The organism is Burkholderia sp. Bp8963 (genome assembly GCF_003854275.1).
Lineage (GTDB): Bacteria > Pseudomonadota > Gammaproteobacteria > Burkholderiales > Burkholderiaceae > Burkholderia.
This window is the reverse complement of sequence record NZ_QTQP01000100.1, coordinates 1-10,309: the sequence shown is the minus strand read 5'-3', so window position 1 is coordinate 10,309 and position 10,309 is coordinate 1. Positions and strand designations below refer to the sequence as shown.

The window sequence follows — 10,309 nt, the reverse complement described above, 5'->3', positions numbered from 1 at the left end:
CGACACCGCTCACAAACCACGGAGCGTTCACACCCAGGGCGGCTTCGAACAGCTTGCTGTGCATCATTTACCTTCTTGTCTACAGGAAAAACGAGACGATACCACCCACTCGAAATTCAAAAGAGGCCTATGTACAAACGTATCCTGGTTGCCGTCGACGGCAGCGACACCTCCCGCCATGCGTTCGATGCCGCGCTTGCGCTCGCGCAGTCGCACGGCGCGGAGCTGCAACCTTTCTACGTGGTCGAGAATGCCGCGATCTATTACAACGTGCCCGGCTACGATCCGTCCGTGCTGCGCGATCAGCTCGTCGCGCAGGGCAACGATCTCGCGAAGGAATTCACGCAGCGGATGCAGACCGCCGGCGTGAAGGGCGAGGCCAGGCTCGGCGAAGCGTCGTCGCTGGCGGACGTCGCGTCGCTGATCCTCGAAGGCGCGAACGCGTTCGGCGCCGACCTGCTCGTGCTCGGCACACATGGCCGCCGCGGCTTTCGCCGCCTCGTGCTCGGCAGCATCGCCGAGCAATGCGTGCGGCATGCATCGCTGCCCGTGCTGCTGATTCCCGCGGCCGCGCACGCCGACGAGCAATCGAGCTGAGCAGCATCAAGTCCGGGCGCGGCAGGTGGTGGTAGGCGCTGACGGGCCGCTGCAACCCCGCGCGGCGGGTCGCGACGTTTTGTCACCCGACAAGCACAGATTGCGGTGGGACAATGATTCCGTCGATTCAACGCCGGAGAACACGATCATGTTGACGCCCGTCGCCACACGCACTGCCGCCACGCACCACGTCGGAAGTTGGGCCCCCCGCCAGGCTTCGCATTGCTCGTCGTGCGCGATGCGCCACCTGTGCATGCCGCAGGGCCTGGCGCCCGAAGCGCTGAGCCGCCTCGAAGCGGTGATCTGCGCCGCGCGCACGGTGAAGCGCGGCGAAGCGCTGTTCCGCGAAGGCGACGCCTTCGACAACCTGTATGCGGTGCGTTCGGGCTCGCTGAAGACGGTCGCGACGCGCCACGACGGTCGCGAGCAGGTCACCGGCCTGCATCTCGCAGGCGAAGCGCTCGGCCTCGACGGCATCTGCGACGACTCGCATCCGCGCACCGCGGTCGCACTCGAAGACAGCTCCGTCTGCGTGATTCCCTACAGCGCGCTCAAGGCGCTGTGCTCCGAAGCCGGCTCGATGCAGTTGCGGATGCACAAGCTGATGAGCGAGCAGATCGTGCGCGAAACATCGCAGACGATGCTGCTCGGCTCGCTGAACGCCGAAGAGCGGGTCGCCGCATTCCTGCTCGACGTGTCGGCGCGCTACCTGAAGCGCGGCTATTCGCCGACGGAATTCAACCTGCGGATGACGCGCGAGGACATCGGCAGCTACCTCGGCATGACGCTCGAAACGGTCAGCCGCACGCTGTCGAAGTTCCAGAAGCGCGGCCTGATCGAGATGCACGGGCGCCTCGTGCACATCGTCGATTTCGACGGGCTGCATCAGGTCTGATCTGCAGGATATGACGGCCGGCGAGCGCGCAAAGCCAGCAAGCCGGCCCCTTCAATCGAGAAACAACGCAGCGCGCGCCTTGAGCGCCGCGCTGAAATCGTCGAGCCAGCCGATCGACAGGCGCCAGCTTTGCCAATACAGCTCGATGTCGACGGTGCGCCCGGCCGACATGTCGACGAGCTCGCCCGCCGCCAGCTGGCGCTCGACCATCCGGTCCGGACACATCCCCCATCCCAACCCCGTCTCGCATGCGCGCAGATAACCGGCGACATGCGGTATCCAGTGCTGCGGCGGATCGAGGTCCGTGCGCGTCACGCGCCGGATGAAGCGCGCCTGCAATCCGTCCTTCGAATTGAACATCACGCAAGGCGCGCGGCTCAGCGCATCGCGGTTGATCCCCGCGCTGAAATAGCGCGCGTGAAACCCGGGTGAACACACGGCGCGATAGCGGATGCGCCCGAGCCGCGTCGAGCGGCACCCCTGGATCGGCTCCGCCTGCGCGGTCACCGCACCCTGCACGCTGCCGTCCCGAATCCGCGCCGCCGTATGGTCCTGGTCGTCGATCACGAGGTCGAGCAGCGTCTCGCGCTCCGCGCAGAACGGCGCCACCGCGTCGACGAACCAGGTCGCGACGCTATCGTCGTTCACCGCGACGCGCAGCGTCGGCCAGTCCGCCGCGAGCGCGCCCGGCAATGCGGGTATCCGGCCGGACAGCTCCGCCTCGAGCAACTGCACGCGCTCGGTGTGGCGGCACAGCAGCGCACCCGACGTCGTGGCGACACACGGTTGCCCGCGCTTCACGAGCACGCTGCCGACCCGTTCCTCGAGCAACTTCACGCGCTGCGACACGGCCGACGGCGTGACGTTCAGCTCCTTCGCCGCGCGCTCGAACGAGCCGTGCCGGATCACCGCCGCGAGCGCATCGAGCAATGCGTAGTCGAGCATTAGATTTCCTTAATCTGCATTAGACGATTTAGCTTTTCTTAGCCTCGCCGACACCGCAGACTAGCGCTACCCGATTCATTCGTCTACTGCTCGCAATTACCATGAACTGGCTCGCTTTTTCCCACGGCGCTGCACTCTGCGCGTCGCTCATCGTCACCATCGGCGCACAGAATGCGTTCGTGCTGCGCCAGGGCATCATGCGCTCGCACGTCGGCAAGATCGTGCTGCTCTGCGCGCTGTCCGACATGATCCTGATCGGCGCGGGCGTCGGCGGCGCATCAGTGCTCGTCGAACGCTATCCGACCTTCGTCCACGCGGTGCTGTACGTCGGCCTCGCGTATCTCGCGTGGTTTGGCATCAACGCGCTGCGTCGCGCGTTCAAGCCAGCGCACGAAACGCTCGACGTGCGCGGCGACGCGGTCGCTCCGCCGCCGCAAGGCGCGCTCGCGGTCGTGCTGATGACGCTCGCGTTCACGTGGCTCAATCCGCACGTGTATCTCGACACGTTCCTGCTGATCGGCACGGCCGGCGCGCGCGAGCCGGAAGGTGCGCGGCTCGCGTTCGCGATTGGCGCGATGACGGTCAGCATCGTGTGGTTCCTCGGGCTCGGATACGGCGCGCGTCTGCTTGCGCCGTGGTTCCGCAAGGCCGTTGCGTGGCGCGTGCTGGACGGCGCGATCGGCAGCATGGTGCTGTTTCTCGCGGCCGTGCAATTGCGGTAACGCACGGGCGGCCGCACAAACAGCCACGCAAGGCCACGCAACGGACAACGCGTGCCGTGACGAAGCGCAGCGAACCCGCGCTCCCGCGGCCTCAGATCGTCGACGATCCTTCCGCGAACTTGTTGAATACATCCTGCACCAGCGCGTTGATCCTGCACATCGTGACAGACTGGGTCCTGCCCGTGAGCACCACGATTCCGAAACGTGCCGAACCGGCCAGCGGCGGATCGAGCGGTATCTGATGCAATCGTCCCGCCCGGACCGCCTCGTCGAAAACAGGACGGCTACCGAGAATGACGACGTCGCTCACTGCGGCTGCGGCTTCCAGTTCCCCGAAATCGTCGCTCTGGAGCTTGATGCGATCGGCAATTGGAGATCCGAGATGCTGCTGAAGATCGTCGAGCGCGTACTTCGACAGATGCGTGCACCCGACCGGGTACGTCAGCAACGCTTCCGGCGATACACGTGTCATGCCGCCAAGCGGGTGCGCGCGACCGCAAAAGAAGGCGGCCGGCCATCTGGGCAGCGGCGTGATCTCGATTTCCGGCTGTGGCGCGAGCGATGCGATGTCGCCGACAAACATGTCGATGCGCTCCGCCAGCAACATGCCGAGCAGATCCGCAGTATTGCCGCGTTTGAGTATCACTCGCACGTTGGGCGCGTTGACGGCCCCGAACGTCAGGATGGGTTGCCTGAGCAACGCGGCCGGTGTCGCGCCCAGGCCAATGCATATCTCGCCGAATTCCCCGCGCTCGAGCAGCGCGAGATCACGCATCAGTTCCCGAACCTCGAAATCGATCCGCCGTGCGCGATCGACGAATACCTTGCCGTGCGGAGTCAGCGTGATGCGTTGCGCATTGCGGTCGAACAACGGAAAACCGAGTTCCGATTCGATCGACTGGATGCTTCGGGACAGCGCGGATTGACTCAGATGTACCTCCGTGCATGCGCGACTGAAGTTCTGATACTGGGCGAGCGCGAGGACGTGTTGCAGTTTGCGGAGATTCATTGGACACCCGGGACAGGACGCGACGCGTTCACGGACAGCGCCCATACGGCCAGAAACGCCAAGTATAGTCGCGCCGCCCCCATCCGGCGCGGGCGCAGCGACGGCGCGCCCGCTCGTCCGCACGCGTGACAACCGACCTCATTCCAAACGCACTCCCCGCGCGCGACGCTCGGCTCAAAACTTGTGGTTTATCCCGACGCTCACGCCGACTTGACTCTTGCCACGCTGGCCCACGTTTGAATAGCTGTTGACACCGAACCCGCTGTCGCCCGAGTTCCAGACCGTGCCGACATGACCATAAACAAACGTCGCCTTCGACAGCAGATACTCTGCACCACCGACGAATAGCGTCGGATGTTCGGGGGCGCGCTGGAAATCGTAACGGCCGCCCAGCACGTACCATTGAATCGTCGGCGTCGCGAATCCCTTTGCACCGCCCCAGTAAATCGTGCCGCGCGGCGTCGGTTGCAGGTCGCCCAGCACGCGGGTGACTCCCGCGGACAGCGTAACGCCGCCCACCGTATAACGGAGCGCCGCACTGTAACGCTCATCCGAGTGTCCGGACGCATCGATGCCGCCGTTACTCGTACCCCGACTCTGCTCGTAGAGCACGCGAGCGGCAAACGTTCCGCGGACATACTCGAGCGCCGCACCGACATAACGGCCGGCCAGCGTGTTGCCGGGCAGTTGTTGGCCGAATCCATACTCGGCGTCGACATTGAATCCGTAAAACGACTCCGACTGGAACTTCACCGCATTATTCAGCCGGAGTGTCGCGAGCGGGATCAGATTCAGCGAAAGCGTCGAATCATTGGCGAAATACGTCGGGTCGTAGAGCACCGTCTTGTCGAACTGAACGCTGTATTGACGCCCGAACGTCAGCCGGCCATAAGGCGATCGAATCCCGACACTCGAAAGCCGGTTGAACAGCGTGCCTGGCGTTACGAGCGTACCCTTGCCGAGGTCAAACCCGTTCTCGAGCTGAAAGATCGCACCGTAGCCACCACCGAGATCCTCGTCGCCCTTGAATCCGAAGCGGGACGGCAAGAATGCGCTGCCCAGCATGCCCAACGCCGATGTGCCGTCCTTTCCGGCATTGGTCAGGCTCTGCACACCGACATCCAGAATGCCGTACATGAGCACCGAGCTTTGCGCGTGCGCCGTGCCCATGCAGATCGCACACGCAAGCGTCAGCGAAGCCGCTGCCAGTCTCCTCATTGATTTCTTATGATTCATCTCGTTCCATCGCTTGATTGGGTTCCGTGACTACCCGTGGCTCAGTCACTCGGCCGGCACGCCTGCTTCGTTCGGCGCCGTGTCGTCGGGACCAGCGACCGAGGCGCTTTCCCGATTTCCGTCGACGCATCGTCAGCATGAAACGCCGCTCGACCAATTCATTCGCATATCGAATCATTTAAGTATCAGCTGTAGAACTGATACGCGCTCATGGAGACACGGTTCGGGCGCATATTGCTCGCCCTCAGGCTGACCTCGCACTACCGCGAAGGGCGACGATCTGCACACACGTATCCGACTGTCCGACTGTCTCTACGCAGGCGCAGGCATGCCGAATGGCAACCATTCAGCGCACCGTCGTGCGCCGCATTTCATTGCCGCGAATCCGGATTTGCCGTCGGTTCGCTCATTGGGCAATGCGGCGAACGAGCGGGTCGATCCACCGGCCCGCTATCCACACGTATGCACCCGTCGCGATCGCGCAAAACCAGTACAAGCCGATGCCGATCACAATACCGACCGTCACGCGCGACTCTGCGGCGAAAGGCAGCGTCAGCACGCCCGGCGCAAACGCGATGATCAGGATGAAAGCAAAGTACGCAACCAGCACGAGCACGCTCATGCCGAGGCTCAAACGAATCCGGCGTTGCACCAGACAGGCGACATCGGCAGTGTGCGGCGCGCCGTTCGGGTTCGCCGCGACGCCTGCCGGATTGGACGTCGTCAGATCGATATTCGACATAGTTGCTCCAGCGGTCAGTGAGTTTGAGCAGCGCTGCTGCCAATTCCGGTCACACTGCGGAACATCTGCGCATCGAAGCGCGCACGCTCCGCCGCCGCGCGACCTGACGCATCGGTGATCGACGCAAGCCATGCGGCGCCGAACGCCAGCGTCATCGAAAACAAGGCCGGATTCGCGTACGGAAAGAGCGCGACGTCGTGTTTCAGAATACCCACCCAGATCGTCGGCCCGGCGACGAGCAGACCCACCGATGACACCAGTCCGATGATTCCCCCCGCAAGCACGCCACGCGTCGTCAGTCGCCGCCAGAACATCGACAACATCAGGATCGGAAAGTTGGTGCTTGCCGATATCGAAAACGCGAGTCCGACCAGGAAGCTGATGTTGAGATTCTGCACGGCGTGCGACAGCAGCAACGCGGCCGCTACCAGCACGAACGTCGCGCAGCGGGACACCGTCAGTTCGCGCGCCGGATCCGCTTGCCCCCGGCACACGATTCGCTTGTACAGATCGTGCCCGACCGCCGACGCGCCGGATATCGTCAGTCCCGCGACAACCGCCAGGATAGTGGCGAACGCAACGGCAGACATGATGCCGAGGAACACATCGCCGCCGAAGTAATGACTCAGATGCATCGCCGTCATGTTCCCGCCGCCGATCAGCGCATGTGTTGCCGGATCAACGAACGCGGGATTGCGGAGCACGAACACGATCGCGCCTGCGCCGATCACGACGACCGCGGTATAGAACCACGCGATGAGCCCGGTCGCATAGAACGCCGATTGCCGGGCTGCGGCGCCGTCGCGCACGGTGAACAGGCGGCTCAGGATATGCGGCAGCCCGACCATGCCGAAGATCAATGACATGCCGAGCGAAATGGCGTCGACAGGATCCGTGACGAGCCGGCTCGGCGCAAGCACCGCCGCGCCGGCCGGATGGGATTGAACCACCGCGCCGATCAGCTGGTTCGCGCTGAAGCCGGTCGCCTGCAGCACCTTGAATGCCAGATACGTGCCGATCGCGAGCATCAGCACCGCCTTCACGATCTGCACCCAGGTGGTGGCCAGCATGCCGCCGATCAGCACATAGACCAGCACCAGTGCGCCGACCGCCAGCATCGCGACCATGTACGGCACACCGAACAGCAACTGGATCAGCTTGCCGGCTCCGACCAGCTGGATGACGAGATAGAACAGCACAATGACCAGCGAATTCACCGCGGCGAGAATCCGCACCGGACGCTCTTCCAGACGGAACGCGACGACGTCGGCGAGCGTGAAGCGTCCGAGATTGCGCAACGGTTCCGCGACGAGAAACAACAGGATAGGCCAACCGATGAGCGTGCCGACGCCGTAAATGATCGAGTCGTAACCGGAGCCAGCCATCATGCCGACCGCGCCGAGGAACGACGATGCGGACATGTAGTCGCCGGCCAGCGCGAAGCCGTTCTGCAATGGCGTGACGCCGCCGCCTGCCGTGTAGAACTGCGATACCGAACGGTTTCGATGCGAAGCCCAGTACGTGATACCCAGCGTCAACGCGACGAAAAACAGAAACGGCGCAAGCGTATACCCGCTCGCGACGCCCTTCACGACCGTGCCGGCCGCGCATGCGTTGCCCGATACGAGCGCGGCACACACGCCTTTCGACAGGACGGCCAGCGTCCGTCGGACGCGGAACGTTCCGTGTCCCATGATGTTCTCCTCCAGTTTCTTATGAATGTTCGGATCGCGCGACGTCGATTCGGTCGCGTGCCCGTGGTATCAGGCGCCGAGACGAAGCCGCACGATTTCGTCGAATATCGCCACACCGATCGGCGCCACGTCGTCGTTGAAGTCATATTCGGGGTGATGGCACATACGCCCGCCCTGCCCGAGGAAGAAATAACAGCCGGGCCGCGCTTCGAGAAAGCGCGCGACGTCATCGCCCGCCATCAGCGGCTCCACGTCGGTCAACACGTTTTCTGCGCCAACGACCGTGCCCGCCGCCTCCACGACGCACCGCGCCGGGGCTTCCGCGTTGATCGTCGGCGGCGTGCCGTGCGAGATGTCGAGATCGATCGTGCAACCGTGCGACAGCGCGACGCCTTCGCAGATCTCGCGCAAGCGCCGATGCACGCGTTCGCGTGCCATCGGCGACAGCGCGCGCGTGGTGCCCTGCAGCGATGCGCGATCCGGAATGACGTTCGCCGTCGCGCCCGCAATGAACTGGCAGATGCTCAGGACCGCGCTGTCGAGCGGGTCGATCGAGCGGCTGACGACCGTCTGCAACGCGCTCACCAGCAATGCACCGATCGCGATCGGATCGACGCTGCAATGCGGCGTCCCGCCGTGACTGCCGGTGCCGTGAATCTCGATCGAGAAGAAGTCCACCGCGGCAAGCTGCGAACCGACGCGTACGCCGATTTTCCCCGGTTCAAGCTGCGGATGATTGTGCAACCCGTAGATTTCGTCGAACGGGAAACGCTCGAGCAACTGATCGTCGAGCATCGCCTGGCTGCCTTTGACGATTTCCTCGGCCGGCTGGAATACCAGCACGACACGCCCTTTGAACCGGCGATGACCGGCAAGCAGCTTCGCTGCGCCGAGCAGGATCGCGGTATGTCCGTCGTGGCCGCAGCCATGAAACAGCCCGTGATGGACCGAGCGATAAACGGGCCGGCCCTCTTCGTGGATCGGCAGCGCGTCCATGTCGGCGCGCAGCGCAATCGTGGGACCGGGCCCGCCTTCACCATCGATCACGCCCACCACACCGGTGCGACCGATGCCGGTGTGCGTGTCGACACCGAACGAGCGCAGCAAGTCCGCGACGAACGCGGCAGTGCCGGTTTCCTGAAACGCGATTTCCGGGCGACTGTGGATCTGTCGGCGCCAGCTTTTCATGTCCTCGGACAGCGCGGCGATGGGCGTACTGATCTGCATGAAGCGACTCCTGGTATTGCTGACGCGCGGCAAGCGCGGCGGGGGAAACGAACCCTTTGAACAGGGTTCAACATTCGCCCGATTCTAGAAATCGCAAAATGAGCCGTCCAATGCAAAGTTCCGGCGTTCCCTATGTAGGGAGTGCATAGGCAAGCGCCATTGGCAGCGGCGGGATCCGTCCGCCATTGTGCTGTCCGGGCCGATGCAGCTCACCCCGAAGCGCATCGCGCCTCGTGTCCGGCAACACGAACGCGACGACGAGCACGCAAAATTCGATGACAATGTTCGTCCGTCGAATCGGCAGAGTGACATCCACCAATCTGTTTCGGAGTCTGGAATTGAATTCAACGACACTTCTGTTGTACGTGGTCACGGTCTCGGCCGTCACCATCACGCCGGGGCCGACGATGCTGCTGGCGCTGAATAACGGCGCGACGCGCGGCTTGCGTGTCGCGGCCTATGGAATTGCCGGCGCTGCATTGTCCGATCTCATTCTGATCGGCGCTGTGGGATGCGGATTGGGTGCGATTCTGCAAGCATCGGAGCAATTGTTCGCCGCGGTGAAGTGGATCGGTGCCGCTTATCTGCTGTATCTCGCATGGGCACTTTGGCGCGCGCCCGCCATGCTCTCCCACGCTGACATGACGGAGACGAACACCGCGTACGACGGCTGGTCCGCATTTCGGCGTTCGCTATTGGTCGCGCTGTCCAACCCCAAGGGCCTGCTGTTCTTTTCCGCCTTCTTGCCGCAGTTCATTCAAACCCGGACAAACGTGACGCACCAATACGTCACGCTCGCGATCGTGACGGCGCTCATCGACATCGCGCTGATGAGCGTCTACGCGATCGGCGGCCATCATGCGATGAAAGCGCTGTCCGGGCGCGCGCTGCAGTGGCTGAATCGGGGCTGCGCCGGCATGTTGGCAGGGTTGGCCGTTGCACTCAGCCTGTATCGGCGTAACGCGTGAAGCTAGTACAACATCCCGTAAATAGATTGAATAAATAACTGCCTCGGTTATCATATCTGGATGAGCCGAGGCCGACATGCAACGCCAGTGAAGCTGGCGAATAAAGAACGACAGGAACTGCGATCGCTGATTGAGCGGAAGACGGCCACGCAGCGAGACGTGATGCGGGCGCGGATCGCGTTGTGGGCCCACGAGGGTCACTCCAATACGGTGATTGCGCGGGAGCTGGGTGTCTCGGTGCAAACGGTCTGCCTGTGGCGCAAGCGCATTGCCC

General features: G+C 63.5%; 11 protein-coding genes. 5 read left to right on the top strand and 6 right to left on the bottom strand.

The features are described from left to right. The first annotated feature begins 129 nt into the window (after nucleotides 1-129). Both DID96_RS36870 and fnr read left to right on the top strand, forming a co-directional pair. Complete coding sequence (locus DID96_RS36870; RefSeq protein WP_124604150.1) at nucleotides 130-597, top strand: universal stress protein; 468 nt, start codon at nucleotides 130-132, stop codon at nucleotides 595-597. A 148-nt stretch (nucleotides 598-745) separates the two neighbouring features. Next, nucleotides 746-1,492 carry a fumarate/nitrate reduction transcriptional regulator Fnr gene (gene fnr / locus DID96_RS36865; RefSeq protein ID WP_124604148.1) on the top strand — a complete coding sequence of 249 codons (747 nt, stop codon included), beginning with the start codon at nucleotides 746-748 and terminating at the stop codon, nucleotides 1,490-1,492. A gap of 51 nt (nucleotides 1,493-1,543) precedes the next feature. Here fnr and DID96_RS36860 read toward each other — a convergent pair whose 3' ends face one another. Next, on the bottom strand, nucleotides 1,544-2,437 hold the full coding sequence (locus tag DID96_RS36860) for a LysR family transcriptional regulator ArgP (protein ID WP_124604146.1): 894 nt from the start codon (nucleotides 2,435-2,437) through the stop codon (nucleotides 1,544-1,546). A 101-nt stretch (nucleotides 2,438-2,538) separates the two neighbouring features. Here DID96_RS36860 and DID96_RS36855 point away from each other — a divergent pair, with 101 nt between their 5' ends. Next, nucleotides 2,539-3,159 (top strand): LysE/ArgO family amino acid transporter, encoded by a 621-nt coding sequence (locus tag DID96_RS36855; RefSeq protein WP_124604144.1) that lies wholly within the window; start codon nucleotides 2,539-2,541, stop codon nucleotides 3,157-3,159. A gap of 91 nt (nucleotides 3,160-3,250) precedes the next feature. Here DID96_RS36855 and DID96_RS36850 read toward each other — a convergent pair whose 3' ends face one another. From DID96_RS36850 to DID96_RS36830, 5 genes are all read right to left on the bottom strand, one after another. Then, nucleotides 3,251-4,291 carry a LysR family transcriptional regulator gene (locus DID96_RS36850; protein WP_260464161.1) on the bottom strand — a complete coding sequence of 347 codons (1,041 nt, stop codon included), beginning with the start codon at nucleotides 4,289-4,291 and terminating at the stop codon, nucleotides 3,251-3,253. 51 nt (nucleotides 4,292-4,342) lie between these two features. Next, entirely contained in the window at nucleotides 4,343-5,404 is a 1,062-nt protein-coding gene (locus DID96_RS36845) for a porin (protein ID WP_124604140.1), read from the bottom strand. Between the two features lie 406 nt (nucleotides 5,405-5,810). Beyond that, entirely contained in the window at nucleotides 5,811-6,146 is a 336-nt protein-coding gene (locus DID96_RS36840) for a DUF485 domain-containing protein (RefSeq protein WP_185732490.1), read from the bottom strand. A 14-nt stretch (nucleotides 6,147-6,160) separates the two neighbouring features. Then, a complete protein-coding gene (locus DID96_RS36835) occupies nucleotides 6,161-7,840 on the bottom strand; it encodes a sodium:solute symporter family transporter (RefSeq protein WP_260464160.1) in 1,680 nt (559 codons plus the stop codon). A 69-nt stretch (nucleotides 7,841-7,909) separates the two neighbouring features. After that, nucleotides 7,910-9,067 carry a M20 aminoacylase family protein gene (locus DID96_RS36830; RefSeq protein ID WP_124604136.1) on the bottom strand — a complete coding sequence of 386 codons (1,158 nt, stop codon included), beginning with the start codon at nucleotides 9,065-9,067 and terminating at the stop codon, nucleotides 7,910-7,912. 338 nt (nucleotides 9,068-9,405) lie between these two features. Between DID96_RS36830 and DID96_RS36825 the strand changes: the two genes are divergently transcribed. Continuing rightward, on the top strand, nucleotides 9,406-10,035 hold the full coding sequence (locus DID96_RS36825; RefSeq protein ID WP_124604152.1) for a LysE family translocator: 630 nt from the start codon (nucleotides 9,406-9,408) through the stop codon (nucleotides 10,033-10,035). Nucleotides 10,036-10,122: 87 nt separating this feature from the next. Next, on the top strand, nucleotides 10,123-10,309 hold a 187-nt coding region (locus DID96_RS36820; protein WP_260463770.1), incomplete at its 3' end, for a helix-turn-helix domain-containing protein.

Coding starts and splice junctions, on each gene's coding strand:
- DID96_RS36870 (WP_124604150.1), top strand. CDS start 130: ATGTACAAACGTATCCTGGTTGCCGTCGACGGCAGCGACACCTCCCGC.
- fnr (WP_124604148.1), top strand. CDS start 746: ATGTTGACGCCCGTCGCCACACGCACTGCCGCCACGCACCACGTCGGA.
- DID96_RS36860 (WP_124604146.1), bottom strand. CDS start 2,437: ATGCTCGACTACGCATTGCTCGATGCGCTCGCGGCGGTGATCCGGCAC.
- DID96_RS36855 (WP_124604144.1), top strand. CDS start 2,539: ATGAACTGGCTCGCTTTTTCCCACGGCGCTGCACTCTGCGCGTCGCTC.
- DID96_RS36845 (WP_124604140.1), bottom strand. CDS start 5,404: ATGAATCATAAGAAATCAATGAGGAGACTGGCAGCGGCTTCGCTGACG.
- DID96_RS36840 (WP_185732490.1), bottom strand. CDS start 6,146: ATGTCGAATATCGATCTGACGACGTCCAATCCGGCAGGCGTCGCGGCG.
- DID96_RS36835 (WP_260464160.1), bottom strand. CDS start 7,840: ATGGGACACGGAACGTTCCGCGTCCGACGGACGCTGGCCGTCCTGTCG.
- DID96_RS36830 (WP_124604136.1), bottom strand. CDS start 9,067: ATGCAGATCAGTACGCCCATCGCCGCGCTGTCCGAGGACATGAAAAGC.